Annotated in this window: 27 protein-coding genes; 19 read left to right on the forward strand and 8 right to left on the reverse strand. The window is 63.4% G+C overall.

What is annotated here, in order from left to right:
* Positions 1 to 147 precede the first annotated feature (147 nt).
* The 7 genes from AC04SF_RS09300 to AC04SF_RS09330 all read left to right on the forward strand — a co-directional run bounded on the left by AC04SF_RS09300 (position 148) and on the right by AC04SF_RS09330 (position 6,396).
* Positions 148 to 900, forward strand: a complete 753-nt coding sequence (locus AC04SF_RS09300; protein ID WP_488477538.1) for a gamma-glutamylcyclotransferase — start codon at positions 148 to 150, stop codon at positions 898 to 900.
* Between the two features lie 121 nt (positions 901 to 1,021).
* Entirely contained in the window at positions 1,022 to 2,377 is a 1,356-nt protein-coding gene (locus AC04SF_RS09305) for an NAD(P)-dependent oxidoreductase (protein WP_488477539.1), read from the forward strand.
* A 5-nt stretch (positions 2,378 to 2,382) separates the two neighbouring features.
* A complete protein-coding gene (locus tag AC04SF_RS09310) occupies positions 2,383 to 3,225 on the forward strand; it encodes a class I SAM-dependent methyltransferase (protein WP_488477540.1) in 843 nt (280 codons plus the stop codon).
* 12 nt (positions 3,226 to 3,237) lie between these two features.
* Complete coding sequence (gene preA, locus AC04SF_RS09315; protein WP_488477541.1) at positions 3,238 to 4,551, forward strand: NAD-dependent dihydropyrimidine dehydrogenase subunit PreA; 1,314 nt, start codon at positions 3,238 to 3,240, stop codon at positions 4,549 to 4,551.
* A 404-nt stretch (positions 4,552 to 4,955) separates the two neighbouring features.
* Positions 4,956 to 5,480: an RrF2 family transcriptional regulator gene (locus AC04SF_RS09320; RefSeq protein WP_488477542.1), complete on the forward strand. Its 525-nt coding sequence runs from the start codon at positions 4,956 to 4,958 to the stop codon at positions 5,478 to 5,480.
* A gap of 11 nt (positions 5,481 to 5,491) precedes the next feature.
* Positions 5,492 to 5,950 (forward strand): carboxymuconolactone decarboxylase family protein, encoded by a 459-nt coding sequence (locus tag AC04SF_RS09325; RefSeq protein ID WP_488477543.1) that lies wholly within the window; start codon positions 5,492 to 5,494, stop codon positions 5,948 to 5,950.
* 68 nt (positions 5,951 to 6,018) lie between these two features.
* On the forward strand, positions 6,019 to 6,396 hold the full coding sequence (locus tag AC04SF_RS09330) for a DoxX family protein (RefSeq protein WP_488477544.1): 378 nt from the start codon (positions 6,019 to 6,021) through the stop codon (positions 6,394 to 6,396).
* Between the two features lie 9 nt (positions 6,397 to 6,405).
* Here AC04SF_RS09330 and AC04SF_RS09335 read toward each other — a convergent pair whose 3' ends face one another.
* On the reverse strand, positions 6,406 to 7,128 hold the full coding sequence (locus tag AC04SF_RS09335; protein WP_488477545.1) for an SDR family oxidoreductase: 723 nt from the start codon (positions 7,126 to 7,128) through the stop codon (positions 6,406 to 6,408).
* Positions 7,125 to 7,964 (reverse strand): SDR family oxidoreductase, encoded by an 840-nt coding sequence (locus tag AC04SF_RS09340; RefSeq protein WP_488477546.1) that lies wholly within the window; start codon positions 7,962 to 7,964, stop codon positions 7,125 to 7,127. The genes AC04SF_RS09335 and AC04SF_RS09340 overlap by 4 nt, the downstream gene beginning before the upstream one ends.
* A gap of 104 nt (positions 7,965 to 8,068) precedes the next feature.
* Between AC04SF_RS09340 and AC04SF_RS09345 the strand changes: the two genes are divergently transcribed.
* Positions 8,069 to 8,941 carry a helix-turn-helix transcriptional regulator gene (locus tag AC04SF_RS09345; RefSeq protein WP_488477547.1) on the forward strand — a complete coding sequence of 291 codons (873 nt, stop codon included), beginning with the start codon at positions 8,069 to 8,071 and terminating at the stop codon, positions 8,939 to 8,941.
* A gap of 6 nt (positions 8,942 to 8,947) precedes the next feature.
* On the opposite strand, the gene AC04SF_RS09350 is transcribed toward AC04SF_RS09345, so the two are convergent.
* Positions 8,948 to 9,583 carry a TetR family transcriptional regulator C-terminal domain-containing protein gene (locus tag AC04SF_RS09350; RefSeq protein WP_096447554.1) on the reverse strand — a complete coding sequence of 212 codons (636 nt, stop codon included), beginning with the start codon at positions 9,581 to 9,583 and terminating at the stop codon, positions 8,948 to 8,950.
* 242 nt (positions 9,584 to 9,825) lie between these two features.
* Here AC04SF_RS09350 and aptA point away from each other — a divergent pair, with 242 nt between their 5' ends.
* The 5 genes from aptA to AC04SF_RS09375 all read left to right on the forward strand — a co-directional run bounded on the left by aptA (position 9,826) and on the right by AC04SF_RS09375 (position 14,774).
* Positions 9,826 to 11,154 carry an omega-aminotransferase AptA gene (aptA, locus tag AC04SF_RS09355; RefSeq protein ID WP_488477548.1) on the forward strand — a complete coding sequence of 443 codons (1,329 nt, stop codon included), beginning with the start codon at positions 9,826 to 9,828 and terminating at the stop codon, positions 11,152 to 11,154.
* A 70-nt stretch (positions 11,155 to 11,224) separates the two neighbouring features.
* Positions 11,225 to 12,475, forward strand: a complete 1,251-nt coding sequence (locus AC04SF_RS09360) for a Zn-dependent hydrolase (RefSeq protein ID WP_096447550.1) — start codon at positions 11,225 to 11,227, stop codon at positions 12,473 to 12,475.
* A 64-nt stretch (positions 12,476 to 12,539) separates the two neighbouring features.
* Positions 12,540 to 13,991: a dihydropyrimidinase gene (gene hydA / locus AC04SF_RS09365; RefSeq protein WP_488477549.1), complete on the forward strand. Its 1,452-nt coding sequence runs from the start codon at positions 12,540 to 12,542 to the stop codon at positions 13,989 to 13,991.
* 2 nt (positions 13,992 to 13,993) lie between these two features.
* Positions 13,994 to 14,365, forward strand: a complete 372-nt coding sequence (locus AC04SF_RS09370; RefSeq protein ID WP_488477550.1) for a hypothetical protein — start codon at positions 13,994 to 13,996, stop codon at positions 14,363 to 14,365.
* Between the two features lie 31 nt (positions 14,366 to 14,396).
* A complete protein-coding gene (locus AC04SF_RS09375) occupies positions 14,397 to 14,774 on the forward strand; it encodes a hypothetical protein (protein WP_202353550.1) in 378 nt (125 codons plus the stop codon).
* A 17-nt stretch (positions 14,775 to 14,791) separates the two neighbouring features.
* Here the strand turns inward: AC04SF_RS09375 and AC04SF_RS09380 are convergent, their stop codons facing one another.
* Entirely contained in the window at positions 14,792 to 15,190 is a 399-nt protein-coding gene (locus AC04SF_RS09380; protein ID WP_477439813.1) for a cupin domain-containing protein, read from the reverse strand.
* Positions 15,191 to 15,334: 144 nt separating this feature from the next.
* Between AC04SF_RS09380 and AC04SF_RS09385 the strand changes: the two genes are divergently transcribed.
* From AC04SF_RS09385 to AC04SF_RS09400, 4 genes are read left to right on the forward strand one after another with little or no spacing between them, the layout of a single operon-like run.
* A complete protein-coding gene (locus AC04SF_RS09385; RefSeq protein WP_488477551.1) occupies positions 15,335 to 16,126 on the forward strand; it encodes an ABC transporter ATP-binding protein in 792 nt (263 codons plus the stop codon).
* Between the two features lie 13 nt (positions 16,127 to 16,139).
* Positions 16,140 to 17,018 carry an ABC transporter permease gene (locus AC04SF_RS09390; RefSeq protein WP_488477552.1) on the forward strand — a complete coding sequence of 293 codons (879 nt, stop codon included), beginning with the start codon at positions 16,140 to 16,142 and terminating at the stop codon, positions 17,016 to 17,018.
* Positions 17,015 to 18,190: an ABC transporter permease gene (locus AC04SF_RS09395; protein WP_488477553.1), complete on the forward strand. Its 1,176-nt coding sequence runs from the start codon at positions 17,015 to 17,017 to the stop codon at positions 18,188 to 18,190. The genes AC04SF_RS09390 and AC04SF_RS09395 overlap by 4 nt, the downstream gene beginning before the upstream one ends.
* A gap of 41 nt (positions 18,191 to 18,231) precedes the next feature.
* Entirely contained in the window at positions 18,232 to 19,203 is a 972-nt protein-coding gene (locus AC04SF_RS09400; RefSeq protein WP_202353552.1) for an ABC transporter substrate-binding protein, read from the forward strand.
* A 48-nt stretch (positions 19,204 to 19,251) separates the two neighbouring features.
* Here the strand turns inward: AC04SF_RS09400 and AC04SF_RS09405 are convergent, their stop codons facing one another.
* Complete coding sequence (locus AC04SF_RS09405; protein ID WP_027029765.1) at positions 19,252 to 19,710, reverse strand: Lrp/AsnC family transcriptional regulator; 459 nt, start codon at positions 19,708 to 19,710, stop codon at positions 19,252 to 19,254.
* 122 nt (positions 19,711 to 19,832) lie between these two features.
* On the opposite strand from AC04SF_RS09405, the gene AC04SF_RS09410 reads away from it, so the two are divergent.
* Both AC04SF_RS09410 and AC04SF_RS09415 read left to right on the forward strand, forming a co-directional pair.
* A complete protein-coding gene (locus AC04SF_RS09410) occupies positions 19,833 to 21,116 on the forward strand; it encodes a cystathionine gamma-synthase family protein (protein WP_488477554.1) in 1,284 nt (427 codons plus the stop codon).
* 162 nt (positions 21,117 to 21,278) lie between these two features.
* Positions 21,279 to 21,722 carry a CHRD domain-containing protein gene (locus AC04SF_RS09415; RefSeq protein ID WP_096447530.1) on the forward strand — a complete coding sequence of 148 codons (444 nt, stop codon included), beginning with the start codon at positions 21,279 to 21,281 and terminating at the stop codon, positions 21,720 to 21,722.
* A gap of 50 nt (positions 21,723 to 21,772) precedes the next feature.
* On the opposite strand, the gene AC04SF_RS09420 is transcribed toward AC04SF_RS09415, so the two are convergent.
* The 3 genes from AC04SF_RS09420 to AC04SF_RS09430 form a co-directional block, all read right to left on the reverse strand.
* A complete protein-coding gene (locus AC04SF_RS09420; RefSeq protein WP_488477555.1) occupies positions 21,773 to 23,422 on the reverse strand; it encodes a thiamine pyrophosphate-binding protein in 1,650 nt (549 codons plus the stop codon).
* Positions 23,419 to 24,594 (reverse strand): CaiB/BaiF CoA transferase family protein, encoded by a 1,176-nt coding sequence (locus AC04SF_RS09425; RefSeq protein ID WP_488477556.1) that lies wholly within the window; start codon positions 24,592 to 24,594, stop codon positions 23,419 to 23,421. Before AC04SF_RS09425 ends, AC04SF_RS09420 begins: the two co-directional genes overlap by 4 nt.
* A 105-nt stretch (positions 24,595 to 24,699) precedes the next feature.
* Positions 24,700 to 25,629 carry an alpha/beta fold hydrolase gene (locus AC04SF_RS09430; protein WP_488477557.1) on the reverse strand — a complete coding sequence of 310 codons (930 nt, stop codon included), beginning with the start codon at positions 25,627 to 25,629 and terminating at the stop codon, positions 24,700 to 24,702.
* Between the last annotated feature and the right edge of the window lie 180 nt (positions 25,630 to 25,809).

Consider the following 25,809-nt stretch of genomic DNA (forward strand, 5'->3'; position numbering starts at 1 on the left):
CAGCATCGATCGTTGTCCGATCCACCGCAGGACGATCCTGGAGCCGGACATCCGACAACCGCCCGCACAATAATGACTGTCCATGACATGCGTTCCCCGGTTGCATGCCATGCGGTTTTCGATTTCTGTACGGCAAGGGGGTTGTTCATGCGCCTTATGTCGCTGCCACGCCAGATGTCGCTCACGCCTGAGCTCGTCGCACTGTGCCACAGGGAAGAGGCCGATCCCGGCCCGGATCCAAGTTGGACGGAACTGAACGATGAGGATTTCAGGGTGCTGGCCATGCGGCTTGCCGGTGAAGCCGACGAGGGGCCGCTCTGGGTGTTCGCCTACGGCTCGCTGATCTGGAAACCGGAATTCGAATCGGTCGAGCAACGGCTCGCCACGGCCTTCGGCTGGCACCGCTCCTTCTGTCTCGACATGGTGCGCTGGCGCGGCAGCGCCGCGCAGCCGGGGCTGATGATGGCGCTCGAACGCGGCGGACGCTGCAACGGGGTGATCTACCGCTTGCCGGAGGGCGAAAAGCCGGCTCAGATCGAAAGGCTGCTGCGCCGCGAGATCAGCGACCATGAGAGCGTCAGTTCGGTCCGGTGGCTGCCGGTGCATACGGCGCAAGGCGGGCTGCGGGCGCTCGGTTTCTGGGTTGGCGTGAAGGGGCGGGGAACGTCACTTGGCCAGCCGCTGGACAGAGTGGCGAGCATCTTGGCCAGAGCCTGCGGCCATATCGGCTCCGGCGCCGAATATCTCTACAACACGGTCAGCCATCTCGAAGCGTTCGGCATCCATGACCGCAATCTGTGGCGGCTGCAGCAACTGGTGGCGGACGAGATCCGGGCACTCCATGGCCGGCCAGCCGGCGAGGACCATCCACCTCGGCAAGAGCAGCCATCCACGGCATAACATGAGTAAAAAATTCATGTTTTTATTCAGCCTTTTCAGCGACTTGCGCTGAAAATTGACCAATTGATAAAAAAATAAAACGTGCTAGCCTTCCCCAAAACGAAAACATGGGGAACTGACAATGCCAAACGGCCAGTTCAAGGAAGGTATCGTCGGCGGGCGGCTTGCCGCCGAGCAGTACGCGGACAATTTCTCCGACCTGCATCCGCCGCTCGATCACCATGAGGCGCTGGTCGAATCCGACCGCTGCTATTTCTGCTACGACGCACCGTGCATGAATGCGTGCCCGACCTCGATCGACATTCCGCTGTTCATCCGCCAGATCTCGACCGGCAATCCGATCGGGTCGGCCAAAACCATCTTCGACCAGAACATCCTTGGCGGCATGTGCGCCCGCGTCTGCCCGACCGAGACGCTGTGCGAAGAGGTCTGCGTGCGCGAGGTGGCGGAAGGCAAGCCGGTGCAGATCGGCCGCCTGCAGCGCTATGCCACCGATGTCGCCATGGCCGAGAACAAGCAGTTCTATCCGCGCCCGGAGCCGACCGGAAAGACGGTCGCCGTGGTCGGCGCCGGTCCGGCCGGCCTTGCCGCCGCGCATCGGCTCGCCCGCCATGGCCATGACGTGACCATACTGGAGGCGCGGCCGAAGGCTGGCGGGCTCAACGAATACGGCATCGCCGCCTACAAGAGCGTCGACAATTTCGCCCAGGCCGAGGTCGACTATGTCACCGCGATCGGCGGCATCGACATCCAGAACGGCAAGGCGCTCGGCCGCGACTATCAGCTCTCCGACCTGATCCGCAATTACGACGCGGTGTTCCTCGGCATGGGGCTCGGCGGCGTCAATGCGCTGCGCGCCGATGGCGAGGATGCCGCCGGCGTCACCAATGCGGTGGAGTTCATTGCCGAACTGCGCCAGGCCAGCGATCTCTCCGGCCTGCCTGTCGGCCGCCGCGTCGTCGTCATTGGCGGCGGCATGACGGCGATCGACGCCGCCGTGCAGTCGAAACTGCTCGGCGCCGAGGAGGTGACGATCTGCTACCGGCGCGGCCAGGAGCACATGAACGCCTCCGAGTTCGAACAGGATCTGGCCGCCGCCAACGGCGTCACCATCCGCCACTGGCTGCAGCCGAAGCGGGTGATCGCCGAGGCCGGCAAGGTGTCGGGCATCGAACTTGAATACACCTCGCTTAGGGGCGACAAGCTTGCCGGCACGGGCGAGACGCTGACGCTCGTCGCCGACCAGGTGTTCAAGGCGATCGGCCAGAGTTTTGTCCCGGCCGCGCTCAATGGCAGTGGCGCTGCGATCGAACTCGAAGGCGGCCGCATCAAGGTCGATGCGGAAGGGCGCACCTCGCTGGCGAAAGTCTGGGCCGGCGGCGACTGCATCTTTGGCGGCGACGACCTGACCGTCTCGGCCGTGGCGCAAGGGCGGGATGCTGCGGAGAGCATACACAGGAGTCTGACGCAGGGATAAGGATCATGGCCACGGTGGAACCGGGCGTCGCCCGTCACTATGACATATCGGGTCTCGAGCAGCGTATCCTTGACGCGCTTGCCGACACTGGCGTGGACATTGCCCATCTGCGCGCCGGCGATCTCGAAGCGGTCGACGAATTCCACATTGGCGGTATCGCTGCCACCAGGGAACTGCTTGGCCAGATGGGTTTGAAGCCGGGAGCCAGGCTGCTTGATATCGGATCGGGAGTGGGTGGTCCCGCCCGTTTTGCGGCCAACGACGTCGGCGCCGATGTCACCGGTATCGATCTCACGCAAAGCTATGTCGACATCGCGACCAGCCTGTCGAAGCGCACGGGAATGGCCGAGATGACGCGCTTCGTGCAAGGCAGCGCGCTGGACATGCCATTCGCCAACGCCAGCTTCGACGCGGCCATGATCCTGCATGTCGGCATGAACCTTCCCGACAAGGCAAGGCTGATGAGCGAGGCCGCGCGCGTGCTCAGGCCGGGCGGCGTTTTTGCGGTCTATGATGTGATGCGGCTCAAGGCCGGCGCGCTGACCTATCCGCTGCCATGGGCATCGGATGAGACCATGTCCTTCGTCGCCACGCCCGACGACTATCGCTCGGCGGCTACGGCTTCCAGCTTCTCCGTAATCACTGAGCGGCAGCGCGGTGCTTTCGCCGTCGAATTCTTCGCCGCGATACGCGCCCGGATGGCCGCCGCGCAGGCCGAGGGCAAGACGCCGCCGCCCGGCGTCGGCCTTGTCATGGGCGAGGATGCCCGCACCAAGATCGCCAATATCACCGCCGCGCTTGAAGGCGGCATTCTCGCACCCGTCGAACTGCTTCTTCGTCTCGGCTGAAAGGGACCTGTTATGGCAGACCTCCGCAACAATTTCGTCGGCATCAAATCGCCAAATCCGTTCTGGCTGGCCTCGGCGCCGCCGACCGACAAGGCCTACAACGTCATCCGCGCCTTCAAGGCAGGGTGGGGCGGCGTGGTGTGGAAGACGCTTGGCGAGGAAGGCCCGCCGGTGGTCAACGTCAACGGCCCGCGCTACGGCGCGATCTGGGGTGCCGACCGCCGTCTGCTCGGCCTCAACAACATCGAGCTGATCACCGACCGCGACCTGCAGACCAATCTGCGCGAGATGAAGCAGGTCAAGATGGATTGGCCCGACCGCGCGCTCATCGCCTCGATCATGGTTCCCTGCGAAGAGGCAAGCTGGAAAGCCATCCTGCCGCTGGTCGAGGAGACCGGCGCCGACGGCATCGAGCTCAATTTCGGCTGCCCGCACGGCATGTCGGAACGAGGCATGGGTGCGGCTGTCGGCCAGGTGCCGGAATATATCGAAATGGTGGTGCGCTGGTGCAAGCAGTACACGCGCATGCCCGTCATCACCAAGCTGACGCCCAACATCACCGACATCCGCAAGCCCGCGCGGGCTGCTCATGCAGGTGGAACAGATGCGGTGTCGCTGATCAACACCATCAATTCGATCACCGGCGTCGACCTCGACAGTTTCGCGCCGATGCCGACCATCGACGGCAAGGGCACGCATGGCGGCTATTGCGGCCCGGCCGTGAAGCCGATCGCCATGAACATGGTGGCCGAAATCGCGCGCGATCCCGAAACGCGCGGCCTCCCGATCTCGGGCATTGGCGGCATCACCACCTGGCGCGACGCGGCCGAATTCCTGGCGCTCGGCGCCGGCAATGTGCAGGTCTGCACGGCGGCGATGACCTACGGCTTCAAGATCGTCCAGGAGATGATCGCCGGTCTGGAAAACTGGATGGACGAGAAAGGCCACCGCTCGCTCGACGACATTATCGGCCGCGCCACGCCCAACGTCACCGACTGGCAGTATCTCAACCTCAACTATGTCGCCAAGGCGCGTATCGACCAGGACGCCTGCATCAAATGCGGACGCTGCCACATTGCCTGCGAGGACACCTCGCACCAGGCGATCACCAACATGGTCAATGGCGTGAGACACTTTGAAGTGATCGAGGCCGAGTGCGTCGGCTGCAATCTGTGCGTCAATGTCTGCCCGGTCGACAATTGCATCACCATGGAACCGTTGGCCGCCGGCGCGATGGATGAGCGCACCGGCAAGCCGGTGTCGCCGATCTACGCCAACTGGACGACGCACCCGAACAACCCGATGGCCAAGGTGGCGGCGGAGTAGGGATTCGTCACGAGAAGGGCGCCGAGGTTGCAGCAGTTCCCTTCTCCCCGTCATTATACGGGGAGAAGGTGCCGGCAGGCGGATGAGGGGCAGCGCGACCTTGAGATGATCTGCCCGCCAGTCCCCCGCATTTCATGCGTCCCTGACGATCTGGCGCAAGCGCCCTGTGTGTTCGCACAGGGCGCTTTTGTATGGTCCTAGCCATTAGATCGCAAAGTTGGCGCTGCCCCTCATTGCCCTGCCGGGCATTTCTCCCCGTATAGTGACGGGGAGAAAGGCGCCGTCATCGCCGATTTCGCCAATCACCAACGTATTCTCGTTTCAAAAGCAGGGGGCTCCATTTTTCCTATTGCAGATAAAAATTATCCACGATAAAAGATATCCATGAATAGGAGGTTGGCATTATGAAGCTGGGCGAGGGCGTTGAAGCGGCCATCCACTGCGCGGCCACGCTGGCAAGCGTCGAGGGCAACAGCACCATGCCGGGTGCGGCGCTGGCCGAGTGTTTCGGCCTGTCGTCGAGCTATCTCCTGAAGCACCTCAACATGCTGACCGCCGCGCGCATCCTGGAATCGGTGCCGGGTCCCGCGGGCGGCTACCGGCTGGCCCGGCCGGCCGAACGCATCACGCTGCTCGACATCGTCTTGGCCATCGAGGGGCGTGAGCCGGCGTTTCGCTGTGGCGAAATCCGCCGCAACGGTCCGGTCAAGCTCGATGCTTCGGCCTATGTCAAACCCTGCGGCATCAATGCCGCGATGCTCAAGGCCGAGCGCGCCTATCGGGCGGCGCTGGCCGAAGTGAAGCTCTCCGACGTCGTGGCGAACTACGCGGCCGAAGGCGATCCGAGATCCTTTGCCGCCAGCTGTGCCTTCGTCGCGCGCCACCAGCGGCCGCAGAAACCCAGTTCAACCCCTTCAAAGCAGATGTGAAAGGACATCAGATGAAACAGAGACTTCAATTTTTCGCCAAGGCGCCCGAGATCATGAAGTCGGTGTCGGCGCTCAACAAGGCGGTCGACGAATGCGGGCTGGAGGTCGGCCTGCTGCACCTGATCAAGCTCAGGGCTTCGCAGATCAATGGCTGTTCCTACTGCGTCGAGATGCACAGCCGCGAGGCGCGGCGCGACGGCGAAACCGAGCAGCGGCTCTATCTCGTCGCGGCCTGGAAGGAATCGCCGCTGTTTTCCGAACGTGAGCGCGCCGCCTTCGCCTGGACGGAGGCGGTGACCCTGATCGCCAACAATGGCGTCTCGGATGAGCTCTATGCCCGCACGCTCGAGCATTTCTCGGAAGAGGAACTGGTCAAGCTGTCCGTCGCGCTCGGCATGATCAACACCTGGAACCGGCTGTGCATTCCGTTCCAGGCCATTCATCCGATGCCAGCCGCCAAGGCAGCCTGATTTTTCTTGTTGCCATGGGAGCGCCGTCGAGGAGTCGGCGCTCCAACTGTGTTCAAGGGGAGTGTTTTATGCCTGCCGATTTACCATCGACCTTGTTGTTTCTCGGCCGCCTGTTGCTCGGCGGCGCCTTCGTCTTCGCCGGCCTGCGCAACATCCAGAACGCGGCTTTCCTCACCGGGCTGATGGCCGCGCGCGGCGTGCCGCAGGCGCGGCTGGCGCTGTGGGCCGGCATTGTGCTCCAAGTCATTGCCGGAGCCCTGGTGATAGCTGGCCTTTGGGTGACACTCGCCTGCGCGGTGCTGGTGCTGTTCCTGATCGCGGCCACGCCGATGTTCCACAATTTCTGGGATCACCAAGGCCCGGACCGCGCGGCGCGCATAAACGGCTTCGTCGGCAATGTCGCGCTGACGGGCGGTTTCCTGACGCTGATCGCGCAGTCCGTTTAAAGGCTGAGGTCACGCCGCGAACCGCAGGCCACCATCGCAGGTCAGCACCTGGCCGGTCATGAAACCGTTGGAGACGAGGAAGGCTATCGCCGAGGCGACGTCCTCGGCGCGGCCAATCCTGCCCACCGGCGTCTTGCCGGCATATTCGGCAAAAACCGCCTGCCGCTGCTCGTCCGGCAAAAAGTCCCACCACGGCGTGTCGATGACGCCGGGGGCCACGACGTTGACGCGCAGCGGCTTCAGTTCGACAGCCAGGATCGGCGTTACGGTCAGCAGCATGCCGTTGACGGCACCGATGCCGGCGACGCCGGGCATGGTGACCTGCGCCGACACCGCCGAGATGAAGGTGACCGATCCCGATCTGTTGAGCGTCGGCAAGGCGGCCTGCAGGCAGGACAGTTGCGGCCGCACCTTCTCCTCGACGCCGCTGCCGATATCGGCAAGGTCGAGGGTCTCGAAGGGGCCAAGACCCTTGCCGCCGCTTGCGGCCAGAACGAGGTGGTCGAACGGGCCGAGGCACTCGAAGAATTGGCGAACTTCGTCCGGCTTCGACGCATCGAATGCGGCCTTGTGGGCGGCGCCGCCAAGGCTTTTCCAGGCGCTGATGAGCTTGTCCTGGTTGCGGCCGGTGATCGTCACCTTCATGCCCGGGCCAAGCAGTTTTCGCGCCGTAGCCAGGCCGATGCCGGACGAGCCGCCGATGATGACTGTGTGTTCGGTTCTGTCGGTCATGAATGCTGTTCCTTCTGTTCTGCGGAAGCCAAGCCGACAAGGTCGAGGCTCAGGCTTCGCAATTGTTGTCTTGCCCTGGCGTCGTAGGCCTGGGCGTCGGCACGGGATTCACGCAGGCCGTCGAAATAGTGGCCGCTGCGCCCTTCAAGCGCGGGTGAGGTGGCGAGGTTGACGATGGCGTCGGCGCCGGTTTCGACAGAGCTCCATGGCGTCACGCCGGCCTGCCTGACCATGGTGGTGTTCATGTAGCTCGCCGGATGCAGCGCATTGACGGTGACGCCGGTGCCTTTCAGTTCCTCCGCCAGATCGACGGTGAACAGGATCTGCGCCAGCTTGCTCTGACAGTAGGCGCGCACGCCGCTATAGCCATGGGTCAGCATGACATCGCTGAAGTCGATCGCCTGCTGGCCCGCCGAGGCGACATTGACGATGCGCGCCGGCGCGCTCGCCTTCAGCAGCGGCAGAAGTTCCGAGGTCAGCAGGAAGCCGGCGAGATAGTTGACCGCGAAACGCAGTTCGTAGCCATCGGCGCTGATCTGTCTTTTGGCGCCTGCCGTGCCGATGCCGGCATTGTTGATGAGGATGTCGAGCCGGTCCGTTCGGGCACGCACGGCCTCGGCAAGGCGGCGAACTTCGGCCAGCGAGGCGAGGTCGGCGGCGAAGAACTCGGCTCTGCCGCCGGCGGCCTCGATTTCGGCGACCACGGCCTTGCCACGCGCGGCATCGCGGCCGTGCACCAGCACGCGGGCGCCGGCGGCACCCAGCCTTTGCGCGACGACGCGGCCGACGCCGTCGGTCGAGCCGGTGATGAGGATTGTCTTGTCTTTCAGGTCCATGTCGGGAGCCTCCTGTCTGTTGCTCCAGACGCAAGATGGGACGTCCCACGGATCTCAAACAGTTCAAACTTTATCCTGGTATCAGTACTGCTATAATAGACATCATGGACGCTCCCCCTCATTCCGCTGAAGACAGCCGCCGGCGCGAACTCGGCGCTTTCCTGCGCTCACGCCGCGAAAGGCTGACGCCCTCGGCGACCGGCATCACGACCGGCCTCAGACGGCGCACGCCAGGCCTGCGCCGCGAGGAGGTGGCGATGATCGCAGGCGTCGGCACCACCTGGTACACCTGGCTGGAGCAGGGCAGGGACGTGCGGCCTTCCGTGGAGGTGCTGACGGCGCTGTGCGGGGCGCTGCGCCTCGACGCCGCGGAGAAACGGCATCTCTTCACGCTTGCCGGCCGTCAGCAGCCGGAGCGACGTCGCATTGCGGCTGGAAAGGTCGATGGCCCGTTGCTGCATATGCTGCAAAGCCTGGTGCTGCAGCCTGCCTATGTCGTCGGCCCGCGCTGGGACGTGCTGGCCTGGAATGACGGCGCCGTTGCTATTTTCGGCGATTATGGCCTGCTTGAGGGCGACGCCCGCAACATCATCCACGGCGTGTTCACCGATCCGCACCGGCGGCATTTGCTGGCCGACTGGGAACAGCTCGCCCGCGCGACTCTTGCCGCGTTCCGCGCCGAGAGCGCGAAATATGTCGGCGATCCGGATTTCGAGCGGCTGATCGCGCTGATGATGCGCTCAAGTCCCGAATTCCGGGAATGGTGGCCGCAACGCGACGTCGTGCACCGCTTGTCCGGCATGAAGCATCTGCGCCATCCGATCGCCGGCCCGATGGTGTTCGAGCATATGAGCCTGTCGATCGATGACGGCTCCGATATGAAGCTGATCGTCTACACGCCGCTCGCCGAGCAGAACTCGATCGCCAAGCTGCAGAAACTGCTGGACGACCTTCCGGCCGAGCGGCGCAGCGCCTGAGAGGGGTCAGCCCCTCGGCTTCAGCCCCTCAAGAAACAACTGCTCCAGGAACCGTGCCGCGTCCTCGAAGCGGCCGTCGCCGCCGCGGTTCGGTCCGAGCACGGCGCGGACCTGGACGTCGAAATCGGCATAGTGCTGCGTGGTTGCCCAGATCGAGAAGATCAGGTGCCAGGGGTCAGTCCGGGCGATCTTGCCGGCACGCATCCAGCCCTTGATGACGGCGGCCTTCTCGTCGACCAGCGTCTTCAACTCGCCGGCCAGCAGCGGCATGATGCGCGGCGCCCCTTGCAGGATTTCATTGGCGAAGAGCCGGCTCTCGCGTGGAAAATCGCGCGCCATTTCGAGCTTGCGCCTGATGTAGCTCCTGAGTTCGGTCATCGGGTCGCCGATGTCGTCGAGCTCGCGCAGCGGCGCCAGCCAGGTGTCGAGCAGGCGCTGCATCAACGTCTCGTGAATGTCTTCCTTGCGGCGGAAGTAATAGAGCAGGTTCGGCTTCGACATGCCGGCGGCTTCGGCGATCTGGTCGATGGTCGAACCGCGGAAGCCATGGGTGGAGAACACTTCGAGTGCCGCCTCCAGGATAAGTTCTCGCTTTTCCTGCTGGATGCGGGTGCGGCGAGGCGCTTCCGTGCCGGTGTTCACCGTTGCGAACCCTCGTGTTGCCAAATCTCGCATTCAAGGTCATCTGGACCAATTCTCTGGACCAGTTTTTCTCTGGGCTGTGGAACGCACTTCAGGAGCCGCATTTCCGCTAGTAATCCCTTGACCGCCGACAGGGCGGTGCTAACGTTTGTCCAATCGGTCAAAAATTTGCGTAGCATGAAAACGGCGCAAAGACCAAGCGTTGGACGCACCGAAACAGGTTACAAGGGGAAGTCTTGGTCATGTCCAACCGGCTGAAAGTCACGCCGAACGATCTCAGCGCATTCTGGATGCCGTTCACGGCGAACCGGCAGTTCAAGCAGGCGCCACGCATGTTCGTGTCCGCCAAGGACATGCATTACACCACCAGCGACGGCCGCAAGGTGCTGGACGGCACCGCCGGCCTCTGGTGCGTCAATGCCGGCCACTGCCGCCCGAAGATCACCGAGGCGATCCAGCATCAGGCCGCCGAACTCGACTACGCGCCGGCCTTCCAAATGGGCCATCCCATCGTGTTCGAGCTGGCCAACCGCCTGGTCGACCTCGCGCCCAAGGGCATGGACCATGTCTTCTTCACCAATTCCGGTTCGGAATCGGTCGAGACGGCGCTGAAGATGGCGATCGCCTATCACCGGATGAAGGGCGAGGGCGCGCGCACCCGCCTCATCGGCCGCGAGCGCGGCTATCACGGCGTCAATTTCGGCGGCATCTCGGTTGGCGGCATCGTCTCCAACCGCAAGATGTTCGGCACGCTGCTCGGCGGCGTCGACCACATGCCGCACACGCATCTGCCGGAGAAGAACGCCTTCTCCAAGGGCGTGCCGGAATATGGCGCGGAGCTCGCCAACGAGCTGGAGCGCATCGTCACATTGCATGACGCCTCGACCATCGCCGCCGTCATCGTCGAGCCGGTCGCCGGCTCCACCGGCGTCATCCTGCCGCCGAAGGGCTATCTGCAGAAGCTGCGCGAAATCTGTACCAAACACGGCATCCTGTTGATCTTCGACGAGGTCATCACCGGTTTCGGCCGTCTCGGCGCGCCCTTCGGCGCTGACTATTTCGGTGTCACGCCTGATATCATGACCACCGCCAAGGGCGTCTCCAACGGCGTCATCCCGATGGGCGCGGTGTTCGTGAAGAAGGAAATCCACGACGCCTTCATGACCGGCCCCGAGCACATGATCGAGTTCTTCCACGGCTACACCTATTCGGGCAATCCGATTGCCTGCGCCGCGGCCCTGGGCACGCTCGACACCTACAAGGAAGAGGGCCTGCTCACCCGTGGCGAGGAACTGGCGCCCTATTGGGAGGACGCGCTGCACTCGCTGAAGGGCGAGCCGCATGTCATCGACATCAGAAACATCGGCCTGATCGGCGCGATCGAACTGGCACCGATCGCCGGCAGCCCGACCAAGCGTGCCTTCTCGGCCTTCGTCAAGGCGTTCGAGCGCGGCGCGCTGATCCGCACCACCGGCGACATCATCGCGCTGTCGCCGCCGCTGATCATCACCAAGGGCCAGATCAACGAACTGATCGACCATGTGCGCGAAGTGCTGAGGTCGATCGACTAATCCTATCCACCCAAGCGGGCGGCAGCGGGAACCGCCGCCCGCTTGGCGACATGAAATGAAAGGACTTTGAATGGCCGCCCCAGGCGAGAATCTGCGAATCAATTCAGACCGTTTGTGGGACTCCCTGATGGAGATGGCGAAGATCGGCCCCGGCGTTGCCGGCGGCAACAATCGCCAGACCGTGACCGACGAGGACGGCGAGGGCCGGCATCTGTTCAAGCGCTGGTGCGATGCCGCCGGGCTCGAAATGGGCGTCGACGAGATGGGCACGATGTTTGCCCGCCGCGAAGGCACCGATCCCAGCCTGCCGCCGGTCTATGTCGGCAGCCATCTCGATACGCAGCCGACCGGCGGCAAATATGACGGTGTGCTCGGCGTTCTTGGCGGCCTGGAGATCGTGCGCTCGCTCAACGATCTCGACATCAAGACAAAACATCCGATCGTCGTCACCAACTGGACGAACGAGGAAGGCGCGCGCTTCGCGCCGGCGATGATGGCGTCGGGCGTGTTCGCCGGCGTGCTCGAACAGGCCGATGTCTACGAGCACACCGACAAGCAGGGCAAGAAATTCGGCGAGGAGCTCGAGCGCATCGGCTGGAAGGGCACCGAGAAGGTCGGCGACCGCAAGATCCACGCCTTCTTCGAACTGCATATCGAGCAGGGGCCGATCCTTGAGGACGAAGGCATCGATATCGGCGTCGTCACCCATGGCCAGGGCCTGAAATGGCTGCAGGTGACGCTGACCGGCAAGGAAGCCCATACCGGCTCGACGCCGATGCCCAAGCGCCGCAATGCCGGGCTCGGCATGGCCCGGGTGATCGAGCTGGTGCACGAGATCGCTATGGACTACCAGCCCGACGCCGTCGGCGCGGTCGGCCACATGGAAGTGTTCCCGAACTCGCGCAACATCATCGCCGGCCGCACCGTCTTCACCATCGACATCCGCTCGCCCGAGAAGGAGGTGCTGGACGCCATGGATGGCCGCATCCGCGAAGGCATCGACACGATCTGCGAGGCGCTCGACATCCAATACAAGATCGAGCAGGTCGGTCATTTCGACCCGGTGACCTTCGATGCCGGCTGCGTGAAGGCCATCCGCGATGCCGCCGACCGCCTCGGCTATACCCACCGCAACATCGTCTCGGGGGCCGGCCACGATGCCTGCTGGATCAACCGCGTCGCGCCGACCGCCATGGTGATGTGCCCTTGCGTTGACGGGTTGTCACACAACGAGGCCGAGGAAATCACCAAGGAATGGGCTTCGGCGGGCGCCGACGTGCTCTTCCACGCGGTGGTGGAGACGGCTGTCATCGTGGAGTGAGCTTAGCCATCTAGATTCCAAACGCCGCTCATAAAGAAGCGCGAAGAGAACAAGGGAACAGAAAATGACCAAAGTCATCAAGAACGGCACCGTCGTCACCGCCGACCGCAGCTGGAAGGCCGATGTGCTGTTCAGCCACGGCAAGATCGTCGCCATCGGCTCGGACCTGCACGGCGACCATGAGTACGACGCCACCGGCTGCTATGTCATGCCGGGCGGCATCGACCCGCACACCCATCTCGAAATGCCGTTCATGGGCACCTATTCGGCCGACGATTTCGAATCCGGCACGCGGGCAGCGCTCGCGGGCGGTACCACGATGGTGGTGGATTTCTGCCTGCCGGCGCCGCAGCAATCGCTGCTTGAAGCCCTGCAGATGTGGGACAACAAGACGTCGAAAGCTGCCTGCGATTATTCCTTCCACATGGCCATCACCTGGTGGGGCAAGCAGGTGTTCGACGAGATGGCGACCGTCGTCGACAAGGGCATCACCTCGTTCAAGCACTTCATGGCCTATAAGGGCGCGCTGATGGTGGATGACGACGAGATGTATGCGTCGTTCCAGCGCTGCGCCGACCTTGGCGCGCTGCCGCTGGTGCATGCCGAGAATGGCGACGTGGTTGCAGCGCTCTCGCAAAAACTGCTCGCCGCCGGCAACAACGGCCCCGAGGGTCACGCCTATTCGCGTCCGCCGGAAGTGGAAGGCGAGGCGACCAACCGCGCCATCATGATCGCCGACATGGCCGGCGTGCCGCTCTATGTCGTGCATGTCTCCTGCGAGCAGGCGCACGAGGCGATCCGCCGGGCGCGGCAGAAGGGCATGCGCGTCTTCGGCGAGCCGCTGATCCAGCATTTGACGCTCGATGAGAGCGAATATTTCAACAAGGACTGGGATCATGCGGCGCGCCGCGTGATGAGCCCGCCCTTCCGCAACAAGCTGCATCAGGATTCGCTGTGGGCCGGCCTGCAGGCCGGATCGCTGCAGGTTGTCGCGACCGACCATTGCGCCTTCACCACCAAGCAGAAACGCAACGGCGTCAGCGATTTCACCAAGATCCCGAACGGCACTGGCGGCCTCGAGGACCGTTTGCCGGTGCTGTGGACCACGGGCGTCAACACCGGTCGGCTGACGATGAACGAGTTCGTCGCGGTGACCTCGACCAACATCGCCAAGATCCTGAACATGTATCCGAAGAAGGGCGCGATCGTCGAAGGCGCGGATGCCGACATCGTCGTCTGGGATCCGAAGCGGAAGAAGACGATCTCGTCGAAGAAGCAGCAGTCTGTCATCGACTACAATGTCTTCGAAGGGTTCGAAGTGACCGGCCTGCCGCGCTTCGTCTTCTCGCGCGGCGAACTGTCGATCGAGGAAGCCGAGGTGAAGGCGAAGCCCGGCCATGGCCAATTCGTCGGCCGCGAGCCGAACGCCGCGGTCAACCGGGCGCTGTCGACGTGGAAAGACATCACCGCGCCGCGCAAGGTGGAACGCACCGGCATCCCGGCGACGGGGGTCTAGGCTTGGCGCGTTCCGCCGCGCTCATCCTGGTGGTCCTGGCGGCAGTTGCCGGTGGTCCGGCGACCGCGGCCGGCGTGCTGGCCGGCTCCTGGGGCAATGATGTCGGTTGTGCCGGCGTAAAGGCCGGTTATCAGGACAGCGATGCCTATATCCTGCTGACCGCGGAAGGCATCGAAACCTATGGCGGTGGTTGCCGGTTCGAGCAGCAGTTGACGTCGGCGCCGGGTACGCAATCGCTTGATGCAACCTGTTCGGCCGAGGGCGAGGCGGGGACGACGATCGAAACGATTGTGGTCACCAACAAGGGAGGGGATGGTTTCTTCGTCACCATTCCCGGCCTGGAAGAACTGGGGCCGCTGCAATCATGTTCTTGACGTTTTGAGCAATGGGATCTGGGGGATGAGTATGCGCGGTTTTGGTTTGTCTGTTGCGATGGTTGTCGTTTTAGCTGCCGGTCAGGCTTTCGCGGCAGGCATCGACCTGTCGAAGCCCTATGGCGACAAATATGGCTGCATCAACCGCAACGGCCAGGAAGTCGCCGCCGATCAGATGCTGCTTTTGACCGACAAGGAATTGATCACCGCCGCCAGCGCCTGCACGTTCACGAAGACGCAAGCGCAGGCTGACGGATCGCTGGTGGTGACGGCGACATGTGAGGCCGAAGGCGAAGACGGACAGGCGCCGACCAATTTCACCATCAAGCGCAGTGCCAAGAACGCCAAGAAGCTGACGATCACCGATGCGGACGGCAACGTCATGGGGGAAGTCTCGCGGTGCAAATGACCGCGATCCCGTCGACCTCAGGCGACCAGCGCATCCAGTTCCGGCAGCAGGACGACGCTTTCCTGTTCGTTGGGATCGGTGCGCGCAATGACGGCCGAAGAGGGAGCGTTGCTCAGATTGGCCGGCAGATGCGGCACGCCGGCCGGAATGTAGAAGAGGTCGCCAGCCTTGACGACGATGTGGTGCTCGAGCCGGTCGCCATACCAAGTATGGACCTCGCCGGAGAGCACGTAGATCGCCGTTTCATGGTTCTCGTGCAGATGCGCCTTGGCGCGGGCGCCGGGCGGCATGGTGAGCACGTGCATGCAGATGCCGGAGGAGCCGACCGACTCGGTGGCGATGCCGGCGAAATAGGTCAAACCCTGCTTGCCTTCATAAGTGCTTTCAGGGCGGATAAGATGACAAGTGGGCGACATCGGGAACTCCGGGCGTCGATTTGAGTGGGACAGGCTTAGTGGGACAGGGCCAAATGGGACAGGGTAAGTGGAAAACAACATCGCGATAAAAGCAATCGGATTCCGGCCGGCGCCGCTGTGGCGGGAACAGGCAGGCAACGGTCGATGACAGGGATTTCGCCAGCCGTCGTCGCGGCAAGCAAACTTGGCCTCACCTTCCAGACCAATGACGGGCCGGTGCAGGCGCTGTCCAATGTCGACCTGACCATCGGCAAGGGCGAGTTCGTCTCCTTCATCGGACCGTCGGGCTGCGGCAAGACCACGCTGCTGCGTGTCATCGCCGATCTGGAGAAGCCGACCTCGGGGACGATCTCGGTCAACGGCATGACCGCGGAGCAGGCGCGCGAGAAACGCGCCTATGGCTATGTCTTCCAGGCCGCTGCGCTGTTTCCCTGGCGCACCATCGAACGCAATGTCGGCCTGCCGCTGGAGATCATGGGCCTGTCCAGGGCGGAGCAGGCAGAGCGCATCAAGCGCACGCTCGACCTCGTCAACCTCTCAGGCTTCGAGAAGAAATACCCGTGGCAGCTGTCGGGCGGCATGCAGCAGCGCGCCTCGATCGCCCGCGCGCTTGCCTTCGATGCCGACCTGCTTTTGATGGACGAGCCGTTCGGGGCGCTGGACGAGATCGTGCGCGACCACCTCAACGAGCAATTGCTGCAACTGTGGGCGCGGACCAACAAGACCATCTGCTTCGTCACCCACTCCATCCCGGAAGCCGTGTATCTGTCGACGCGCATCGTCGTCATGTCGCCGCGCCCGGGCCGGGTCAGCGACATCATCGAATCGACGCTGCCCAAGGAGCGGCCGCTCGACATCCGCGAGACGCCGGAGTTTTTGGCGATCGCCGCGCGGGTGCGGGATGGGCTGCGGGCAGGGCACAGCTATGATGATTGAGGCGGCCCGCTAGATGGACTCCTTCCGCGACAAGCTCGTCCCCGTCACCTCCATCCTCGCCGGCGTGGTCGTGCTCTGGTACGTCTTCGCCGTCATCCTCAACGCGCCATTCCAGCGCGATCTCGACACCCGTGCGAACGAGACGCCCGGCGCGGTCGAGTTCATCGGCAAGACGCTGGCGCAGCCGAAGCCGACGCTGCCGGCGCCGCATCAGGTGGCGGTGAACTTCTTCGAAAACACTTTCCTGCGGCCCATCAATTCGAGCCGCAGCCTCGTCTACAACGCCTGGGTGACGCTGTCGTCGACGCTGCTCGGCTTTGCCTTTGGCACCGCGCTCGGCATCATCATCGCCGTCGGCATCGTGCATGTGGCGACGCTCGACCGCAGCCTGATGCCGTGGATCATCGCCTCGCAGACCATCCCGATCCTGGCGGTGGCGCCGATGATCATCGTGGTGCTCGCGGCTATCGGCATCACCGGCCTGATCCCGAAGGCGATGATCTCGACCTATCTGTCGTTCTTCCCGGTCACCGTCGGCATGGTGAAGGGGCTGCGCTCGCCCGAAATCATGCATCTCGACCTGATGCACACCTACAATGCCAGCCCCTCGCAAACCTTCTGGAAACTGCGCGTGCCGGCCTCGGTGCCGTTCCTGTTCACTTCGATGAAGGTGGCGGTGGCCGCGAGCCTGGTCGGCGCCATTGTCGGCGAACTGCCGACCGGTGCGGTAGCCGGCATCGGCGCCAAGCTGCTCGCCGGCGCCTACTACAGCCAGTCCATCGACATCTGGTCGGCGCTGGTCGCCGGTTCGATCGTGGCGGCGCTTCTGGTCATGGTGGTCGGCATTGCCGGCCGCATCGTCGACCGCGCCATGGGCGGGAGGCCGGCATGAACTGGCTGAGACCCTCCTGGCAGGCGGTGCTGGCGATTGTGCTTTGCTTGATTGCCGTTGTCTTTAAGGATCCCAATGCTGGCTTAAATTATTGGCAAAGTTGGGGGCCGATGATCAGCTTGGCTGTGTTGACTAGCTTGATCTCGATGATCAGGTTAGGCCCCGCCGTCGAAGCGCTGGTGCTCCTTATCGGCGCACATCTCGTCGCCTGGTTGTTGATCCGCGGGATTGGCAGTTTCGAAGGTGAAGTGTTGGTTCCATATCTCATGGCCTTGATTGCGGCCTGGGTGCTTGGGATCAACCTTGCGACGCTGGCGCCATACTTTTTGCTCCTGACCAGCGCTTGGCTGCTCGCTTGGCGAGGTGTGGCAGTGCTGTCATCGTTGCAGCCCATTGAGAAGTGGGCCAGGATCGCCCTTCGCCTGATCATCCCCGCCATCTTCGGCGCCTGGATCCTGATCATCTGGGAAGCGGTGACGCGGGGCGCCGGCATCCCCTTCATCCTGCTGCCGCCGCCCAGCGCCATCGGTGCGCGCATTGCCGGTTCGCTGCCGGTGCTCGGGGCGGATGTGCGGCAGACCATCTTCAAGGCGGTGATCTTCGGTTATGTCGTCGGCAGCGGCGCCGGCTTCATCACCGCGATCCTTGCCGACCGCGTGCCGTTCCTGCGGCGTGGGCTCCTGCCGATCGGCAACATGGTTTCGGCCCTGCCGATCATCGGCGTGGCGCCCATCATGGTGATGTGGTTCGGCTTCGACTGGCAGTCCAAGGCGGCGGTCGTCATCATCATGACGTTCTTCCCGATGCTGGTGAACACGGTCGCAGGCCTTGCCGCCTCCGGCCATATGGAGCGCGACCTGATGCGCACCTATGCGTCGGGCTACTGGCCGACGCTGATCAAGCTCAGGCTGCCGGCGGCGGCTCCCTTCATCTTCAACGCGCTGAAGATCAACTCGACGCTGGCGCTGATCGGCGCCATCGTCGCCGAGTTCTTCGGCACGCCCGTCGTCGGCATGGGCTTCCGCATTTCGACTGAGGTCGGGCGGATGAACATCGACATGGTCTGGGCCGAAATCGCAGTTGCAGCACTTGCGGGTTCGGTCTTTTATGGCGTGGTCGCTCTTGTCGAAAGAGCCGTCACGTTTTGGCATCCCTCTGTCCGTGGTGGATAGGGGCGGTGGGTTTAAGGGTGCTAACCTCAGAGGGTAAAAAGATGAAAAGACTGATTATTCCCGTTCTGGCCGGCGCAATGTCGCTGGCCGCGTTCCAGGCAATGGCCGCCGACAAGGTGACGTTGCAGCTGAAATGGGTCACGCAGGCGCAGTTTGCCGGCTACTATGTCGCCAAGGCCAAGGGTTTCTATGAGGCCGAAGGCCTCGACGTCGATATCAAGCCGGGCGGCCCGGACATCGCGCCCGAGCAGGTGATCGCCGGCGGCGGCGCCGACGTCATCGTTGACTGGATGGGCGGTGCGCTCGCCGCGCGCGAAAAGGGTGTGCCGCTGGTCAACATCGCCCAGCCGTTCAAGAAGGCCGGCATGGAGCTGGTCTGCCCGAAGGACGGCCCGATCAAGACCGAAGCCGACTTCAAGGGTCATACGCTGGGCGTCTGGTTCTTCGGCAATGAGTATCCGTTCTATGCCTGGATGAACAAGCTTGGCCTCAAGACCGATGGCGGCCCGGACGGCGTCACTGTTCTCAAGCAGAGCTTCGACGTGCAGCCGCTGATCCAGAAGCAGGCGGATTGCATCTCGGTCATGACCTACAACGAGTACTGGCAGCTGATCGACGCCGGCTACAAGCCGGAACAGTTGACCGTTTTCAACTATTCGGCGATGGGCAACGACCTGCTCGAGGACGGGCTCTATGCCTCTGAGGACAAGCTCAAGGACCCGGCCTTCGCCGACAAGATGGTGCGTTTCGTGCGCGCCTCGATGAAGGGCTGGAAATACGCCGTCGACAACAATGACGAGGCTGCCGGCATCGTCATGGACGGCGGCGGCCAGGACGAGAATCACCAGAAGCGCATGATGAGCGAAGTCGCCAAGCTGGTCGACAATGCCGACGGCAAGCTCGATCCGGCGACCTATGAGCGTACCGCCAAGGCGCTGCTCGACCAGAAGATCATCACCAAGGAGCCGAAAGGCGCCTATACCACCGCGATCACCGACAAGGCGATCAAGTAAGCCTGGCTGGAATATCTCGATGTTAAGACCGGCGCCTCTGGCCAAGTGTCAGAGGCGCCGTTCCTTTATGGTGTTCATGACGAAGCTGGTCTCGATCGAGGCGACGCATTTCAGCCGCGCGATCTTCTCCTTGATGAAGCGCTCGTATTGTTCCAGGCTGCCCGTCACCACCTTCAGTACATAGTCGCGCGAGCCGGTGACGAGATGGCACTCCAGCACCTCTTCCCAGCCGCGGATCGCGTCCTCGAACATCACAATCTCGTCCTCGTTCTGGCGGCTGAGCCGGATGGTGGCGATGGCGACCATGCTCCAGCCGAAGGCGGCGGGGTCGACCAGCGTGGTGTAGCCCCTGATGACGCCGGTCTCCTCCAGCCGCCGCACGCGCCTGAGGCAAGGCGACGGCGACAGGCCGATGCGCTCGGCAAGCTCATTGTTGGTAATGCGGGCGTCGGCCCGCAATTCCCTGAGAATCCTGAGGTCGAAATCGTCAGCTATCTTCTGCTGCATTTTTGCTCTCTCGCGGCAATTTGTTGCCGGCATGCAGCCATGCGAGCCCAAGAATAGCAAGGACTGGCTGATCGGGATCGCATAAATTGCGGTCCGATATCCCTTGAACGCAGGAAAAGGCCATGACCGCGCCACGCCCGTCGAAAACCCATATCGGCAACCACAAGCTCCATCCGGAGACGCTGATGCTGAGCTACGGTTTCGACCCGCAGCTTTCGGAAGGCGCGGTCAAGCCGCCGGTGTTCCTGACCTCGACCTTCGTGTTCAAATCGGCGGAAGAGGGACGTGACTTCTTCGACTACACGTCGGGTCGCAAGGAGCCGCCGAGCGGCACGGCATCCGGCCTTGTTTATTCGCGCTTCAATCATCCCAACAGCGAGATCGTCGAGGACCGGCTGGCGATCTATGAGGGAACGGACGCCTGCATCCTGTTTTCGTCTGGGATGTCGGCGATCGCCACCACACTCCTCGCCCATGCCCGCCCGGGCGATGTCATCCTGCACTCGCAACCGCTTTATGGCGGCACCGAGACGCTGCTGACCCGCACGCTGTCCGGCTTCGGCATCGGCGCTGTCGGCTTCGCCGATGGCGTCGACGAGAAGGCGGTGCGGGCGGCGGCCGATGCCGCGGTGGCGAAGGGGCGTGTTTCGGTCATCCTGATCGAGACGCCGTCAAACCCGACCAACAGCCTGGTCGATATCGCGCTGATGCGGACGATCGCCGACGAGATCGGTGCAGGCCAAGGGTCGACGCCGATTATCGTCTGCGACAACACGCTGCTTGGCCCGGTGTTCCAGCGGCCGATCGACCACGGCGCCGATGTCTCCGTCTATTCGCTGACCAAATATGTCGGCGGCCATTCCGACCTGATCGCGGGCGCGGCCATGGGCAGCAAGGTGGTCACCAAGCCGATCAAGGCGCTGCGCGGCGCCATCGGCACGCAACTCGACCCGCATTCCTGCTGGATGCTCGGCCGTTCGCTGGAAACGTTGTCGATCCGCATGGAGCGTGCCAACGACAATGCGCGCCTGGTCGCCGAATTTCTGCGCGATCACGCCAAGGTCGAGAAGGTGCATTATCTGCCCTTCCTCGGCGAGGATACGCCGGCGGGGCGCGCCTATCTCAGGCAATGCAGTGGCGCCGGCTCGACCTTTTCCTTCGACATCAAAGGCGGAGAGAAGGCGGCTTTCGCCTTTCTCAACGCCCTGCAGATCTTCAAGCTGGCGGTGAGCCTCGGCGGCACGGAGTCGCTCGCCAGCCATCCGGCGGCCATGACCCATTCCGGGATTCCCTTCGACGTGCGGCAGCGCATCGGCGTGCTGGAGACCACGGTCAGGCTGTCAATCGGTGTCGAGCATCCCGACGATCTGATCGCCGACCTGACGCAGGCGCTGGCGGCGGTCTGACGGCTCTCTTCTCGAAACTGAAAAGGGGCGAGCGATCGGCCCTTCTTGTTTTCCCGGTCACAAAAACGTGTGCAGGGAAACATTGCGCCGCCCAACCGTTGCGTTGGAGCATGCGCGCGTCGGGGGACCGTGACCCATGCGACAGCCAATCGGAGGTTATTCATGCGCACACATTCTTTCCTGCCGGTATTTTCGGCGCTGGCCGTTTCGACCGCTTTCCTGCTCGCATCGCCGGCCATGGCCGAGGTGGTGAAATACAAGGCGACGCTCGATGGCAGCCAGCAGAGTCCGCCCGTCACCACCAAGGGCAAAGGCACCGCTACGCTCACCTTCGATACCACCAAGAAGAAGCTCAGTTGGGACGTCAAATATTCCGGCCTCAGCGGACCGGCGACGGCAGCGCACATTCACGGCCCGGCTGCGATGGGGGCGAGCGCCGCTCCCGTCATCCCCTTCAAGGGCAAGCTTAAGAGCCCGATCAAGGGGTCGGCAACGCTGACGGACGCCCAGGCAGCCGACCTGGCGGCCGGCAACTACTATGTCAACGTCCACACCGCAGCCAACAAGGACGGCGAGATCCGCGGCCAAATCGAGGCAGCGAAATAGCGGAAACCGCTTAGAAAAAGGGGCGGGCGACCGCCCCTTTTTTGTTTGGATCACGCCTTGTCGCGGATTTGCGTCATCGTCCGGGTCGGCGTGATCGCTTCGGGATCGAGCCTGATTTCGACGATGGCCGGCTTCCCGCTGGCCCGGGCACGCTCGAAGGCCGGCGCGAAATCGGCCGTCTTCTCAACCGTCTCGCCATGGCCGCCATAGGCGCGCGCCAGCGACGCGAAGTCGGGGTTTTTGAGATCGGTGGCAACGACGCGGCCGGGATATTCGCGCTCCTGGTGCATGCGGATGGTGCCGTAAATGCCGTTGTTGACGACGATCACGATGATCGGCAGGTCGTATTGCACGGCGGTGGCGAATTCCTGGCCGTTCATCAGGAAGCAGCCGTCGCCGGCGAAGGCGATCACGGTGCGATCCGGATAAAGTGCCTTGGCGGCGACCGCGGCAGGGGTGCCATAACCCATAGAGCCGGAGGTTGGTGCCGCTTGCGTGGCAAAGCGGCGGAAGCGATGGAAGCGGTGCACCCAGGTGGCGTAGTTGCCGGCGCCGTTGGCGAAGATGGCATCGTCCGGCAATACCTGTTCCAGATATGTCATGATCGGGCCCATCTGCACGTCGCCCGGACCCGTCTGCGGCGGTGTCGACCATTCGAGGTAGGCGCTATGCGCTTTCGCCGTCTCGGCTGCCCAGGATGGCGTGCCGGCCGGCTTGCGCTTGGCGAAAGCCTCGACGAAGGCGGCGGGCGAGGCGTTGATCGCCAGCGTCGGCCGGTAGACGCGGCCGAGTTCGCCGGCGTCGGCATGGACATGCACCAGCGCCTGATCGGGGTAGGGGCTTTTCAGCAGCGTGTAGTCCGAGGAGGGCATCTCGCCCATGCGGCCGCCGATCAACAGCACGACGTCGGCCGCCTTGATCTGGGCCGCCAGCTTCGGATTGATGCCGATGCCGACATCGCCGGCGTAGTTCGCATGAAGATGGTCGAACAGCATCTGGCGGCGGAAGGAGCAGCCGACGGGGAGCGACCATGCCTCCGATATTGCGCGCATGCGCGCGACGGCTTCCTCATTCCAGCGCGTGCCGCCGAGGATGACGAACGGCCGCTTGGCGCCGGCAAGCAGCCTTTCCAGCGCGTCGAGTTCGGCCCCGCCGGGATAGGTCTCGACCGGCGTGTGGGGAAGCGCTGCCGGCGCCTCGACCTCGCTGGTCAGCATGTCTTCAGGCAGCGAGATGACGACCGGCCCAGGCCGGCCCGACGTCGCCACCGCGAAGGCGCGGGTGACGAATTCGGGGATGCGCGCGGCGTCGTCGATCTCGACCACCCATTTGGCGATGTCGCCGAAGAACCTCTTATAGTCCACCTCCTGGAACGCCTCGCGTTCCTTGGCATGGCTGGCGACCTGGCCGATGAACAGGATGAGCGGCACCGAATCCTGCATGGCAATGTGGATACCGGCGGAGGCGTTGGTGGCGCCGGGGCCGCGGGTGACGAAGCAGATGCCGGGCTTGCCGGTCAGCCGCCCCTGGCAGTCGGCCATCATCGCGGCGCCGCCTTCCTGGCGGCAGACGATGGTGCGGATCGCCGAGTCGTGCAGCGCGTCGAGCACCGCCAGATAGGATTCGCCCGGCACGCAGAAGATGCGGTCGGTGCCGTTGGCTTCCAGCGCTTCGACGATCAGTTGTCCACCGGTCTTCATTTCCCAAACCTCTCCAGTTCGGCAAGGATTTCTTGCGTGTGTTCGCCAAGGCGCGGCGAGGGGCGTTCATAGACCAGCGGTGTTTCAGACATCACCATCGGCGCGCGTACCGAGGGCAGACGGTTGCCATGGCCGTCGTCGAGGTCGAGCCGCATGCCGCGCGCGATCGTCTGCGGGTCGGCGAACATCTGGCCGATAGTGTTGATCGGGCTCGCCGGCACGCTTGCCGCCTCCAGCTTTGCCAGCAGCGGGTCGCGATCGACCGTGCTCAGCACCTCGACGATGCGTTCGCGCAGCTTCACCCGGTTGGCGACCCGGGCCGGATTGGTGGCGAAGTCGGGATTGGTCGACAGCTCATCCAATCCGACGGCGGCGCAGAATTTGGCGAACTGACCGTCATTGCCGACCGCCAGGATGATGTGGCCGTCGCGGACCGGCACCACTTCGTAAGGCGCGATGTTCATATGCGCATTGCCCATCTGCACCGGCGACTTGCCGGAGACGAGATAGTTGAGGTTCTGGTTGCCGAGCGCCGAGATCTGGGTGTCGAACAGCGCCATGTCGATATGCTGGCCTTCGCCGGTCCGGTCGGCATGCCGCAACGCGGCCTGGATGGCGATGACCGAATAGAGCCCGGTGAAGATGTCGGAGATGGCGACGCCGGCCTTTTGCGGCTCACGCCCGACTTCGCCGGTGATCGACATCATGCCGGCCATGGCCTGGATGATGAAGTCGTAGCCGGCGCGCGGCGCGTAAGGTCCGTCCTGGCCGAAGCCGGTGATGGAGCAATAGACGAGGCGCGGGTTGATCTTGCGCAGGCTGTCATAGTCGAGCCCGTATTTTTTCAATCCGCCGAGCTTGAAGTTCTCGATCAGCACGTCCGACGTGGCGACCAGCCGGCGGATGGTTTCCGCCCCCTCCGGCGTCGAGAAATCGATGGCGATGGAACGCTTGCCGCGATTGCAGGAATGGTAATAGGCGGCCGACAGGTTCTCGCCGTCATGGCTCATGACGAAGGGCGGTCCCCATTTGCGGGTGTCGTCGCCGCCATCTGGGCTTTCGACCTTGATGACATCGGCGCCGAGATCGGCAAGCAATTGCCCGGCCCAGGGCCCGGCAAGGATGCGGGCGAGTTCGACGACGCGGACGCCTTTCAGGGGTGGTTCGGCCATAAATCACCGTGATTGCTGCGAAAGCAGAGCCTCTATCAAGCCGGGCCGCGGCTGTCACGGCCCTTGCGATGGGCCAACGGGCCGGTTCGAAACGGATGCGGGTCGCTATTTCAGCACGCTGTCGGCCCAGGCGGCGAAATCGTCCATGATGATGTCGCGGTTCACCTCGTTCAGGCTTTCGTGGCGAGTGTCGGTGTAAATCTTTGAAACGAGATTCGAAAAGCCCATCCTGCGCATGCGGTTGGCAAGGTGGGTGATGCCTTTGCCATAGTCCGAAGCGGGGTCTTTGTCGCCGCCGACGATGGCGACGGGAAGGTCGCGCCGGACGTCGGCGAAGGCGGCATCCTTGCCGCCGTTCAGCGCCATCGAGACCACGTCGCGCCACATCGAGATCGAGGCATCCCAGCCGCACAGCGGATCGGCGATATATTTCGCCACCTCCGCCTCGTCGCGCGACAGCCAGTCGAACAGCGTGCGGTGGTTGGGCACCGCCTTGCCCCAAGCCTGGAAGGTGAGTCTCGGCAGCAGGCGGGAGGGGACATCGGAGCCCAGCCGCATCCGTTCCCAGGCTAGGACGCCGAGCGCCACCTGGCCAAGCAGGCCTTGCGAAAAATTGCCGTTCCAGATCGCGGCGGCATGGACGCGCGGGGAGTGGCTCAGAAGGTAGTTCAGCGCCACCGACGCGCCCATCGAATGGCCGAAAAGGATGACCGGCAGATCAGGGCATTCGCCGGCGATGAGGTCTTGGATGGCATCGACATCGGCGATCACCTTGGCCGAGCCATCCCTATCGGCGAATCTACCGAGCGGTGCGTCTGGCGCCTTGGTCGCGCCATGACCGCGATGGTCATGGACATAGACGTGGAAGCCGCGCGTAGAGAGAAAATCGGCAAAGCGGGCATAGCGCGCGGCGTGCTCGGCCAGCCCATGATTGATCTGGACGACGGCGCGTGGCTTGCTGTCAGCCTGCTTGACCAGGAGATTGAGATCGGCGCCGGTCGGTGAGCGGACCATGCGTTGCTGATTGAAAGGCACGGCCGCCCTCTCTCCCTCATTTTATCGTTGTTGGTTTTGTTTGCGCTGACGCCGGTTTTGCGTCAATCCACAGCAACTGTTTTTGCGCGACGATCTTTCTTGCCACGGGCCAGCAAAATATCGCAATTCTGACATGGAGACAGCTTCAGTCTGTCGCCCACTTTCTCAGCCGGGGATTTG

The organism is Mesorhizobium sp. CNPSo 4671 (genome assembly GCF_057784245.1).

Excerpts from the sequence above, each read along its gene's own strand:
- AC04SF_RS09360 (WP_096447550.1), top strand. The coding sequence starts at position 11,225 with ATGGCCGCCCCAGGCGAGAATCTGCGAATCAATTCAGACCGTTTGTGG.
- AC04SF_RS09330 (WP_488477544.1), top strand. The coding sequence starts at position 6,019 with ATGCCTGCCGATTTACCATCGACCTTGTTGTTTCTCGGCCGCCTGTTG.
- aptA (WP_488477548.1), top strand. The coding sequence starts at position 9,826 with ATGTCCAACCGGCTGAAAGTCACGCCGAACGATCTCAGCGCATTCTGG.
- preA (WP_488477541.1), top strand. The coding sequence starts at position 3,238 with ATGGCAGACCTCCGCAACAATTTCGTCGGCATCAAATCGCCAAATCCG.
- AC04SF_RS09325 (WP_488477543.1), top strand. The coding sequence starts at position 5,492 with ATGAAACAGAGACTTCAATTTTTCGCCAAGGCGCCCGAGATCATGAAG.
- AC04SF_RS09395 (WP_488477553.1), top strand. The coding sequence starts at position 17,015 with ATGAACTGGCTGAGACCCTCCTGGCAGGCGGTGCTGGCGATTGTGCTT.
- AC04SF_RS09425 (WP_488477556.1), bottom strand. The coding sequence starts at position 24,594 with ATGGCCGAACCACCCCTGAAAGGCGTCCGCGTCGTCGAACTCGCCCGC.
- AC04SF_RS09345 (WP_488477547.1), top strand. The coding sequence starts at position 8,069 with ATGGACGCTCCCCCTCATTCCGCTGAAGACAGCCGCCGGCGCGAACTC.
- AC04SF_RS09335 (WP_488477545.1), bottom strand. The coding sequence starts at position 7,128 with ATGACCGACAGAACCGAACACACAGTCATCATCGGCGGCTCGTCCGGC.
- hydA (WP_488477549.1), top strand. The coding sequence starts at position 12,540 with ATGACCAAAGTCATCAAGAACGGCACCGTCGTCACCGCCGACCGCAGC.
- AC04SF_RS09320 (WP_488477542.1), top strand. The coding sequence starts at position 4,956 with ATGAAGCTGGGCGAGGGCGTTGAAGCGGCCATCCACTGCGCGGCCACG.
- AC04SF_RS09390 (WP_488477552.1), top strand. The coding sequence starts at position 16,140 with ATGGACTCCTTCCGCGACAAGCTCGTCCCCGTCACCTCCATCCTCGCC.
- AC04SF_RS09415 (WP_096447530.1), top strand. The coding sequence starts at position 21,279 with ATGCGCACACATTCTTTCCTGCCGGTATTTTCGGCGCTGGCCGTTTCG.
- AC04SF_RS09300 (WP_488477538.1), top strand. The coding sequence starts at position 148 with ATGCGCCTTATGTCGCTGCCACGCCAGATGTCGCTCACGCCTGAGCTC.
- AC04SF_RS09410 (WP_488477554.1), top strand. The coding sequence starts at position 19,833 with ATGACCGCGCCACGCCCGTCGAAAACCCATATCGGCAACCACAAGCTC.
- AC04SF_RS09305 (WP_488477539.1), top strand. The coding sequence starts at position 1,022 with ATGCCAAACGGCCAGTTCAAGGAAGGTATCGTCGGCGGGCGGCTTGCC.
- AC04SF_RS09385 (WP_488477551.1), top strand. The coding sequence starts at position 15,335 with ATGACAGGGATTTCGCCAGCCGTCGTCGCGGCAAGCAAACTTGGCCTC.
- AC04SF_RS09405 (WP_027029765.1), bottom strand. The coding sequence starts at position 19,710 with ATGCAGCAGAAGATAGCTGACGATTTCGACCTCAGGATTCTCAGGGAA.
- AC04SF_RS09420 (WP_488477555.1), bottom strand. The coding sequence starts at position 23,422 with ATGAAGACCGGTGGACAACTGATCGTCGAAGCGCTGGAAGCCAACGGC.
- AC04SF_RS09340 (WP_488477546.1), bottom strand. The coding sequence starts at position 7,964 with ATGGACCTGAAAGACAAGACAATCCTCATCACCGGCTCGACCGACGGC.
- AC04SF_RS09375 (WP_202353550.1), top strand. The coding sequence starts at position 14,397 with ATGCGCGGTTTTGGTTTGTCTGTTGCGATGGTTGTCGTTTTAGCTGCC.
- AC04SF_RS09400 (WP_202353552.1), top strand. The coding sequence starts at position 18,232 with ATGAAAAGACTGATTATTCCCGTTCTGGCCGGCGCAATGTCGCTGGCC.
- AC04SF_RS09310 (WP_488477540.1), top strand. The coding sequence starts at position 2,383 with ATGGCCACGGTGGAACCGGGCGTCGCCCGTCACTATGACATATCGGGT.
- AC04SF_RS09380 (WP_477439813.1), bottom strand. The coding sequence starts at position 15,190 with ATGTCGCCCACTTGTCATCTTATCCGCCCTGAAAGCACTTATGAAGGC.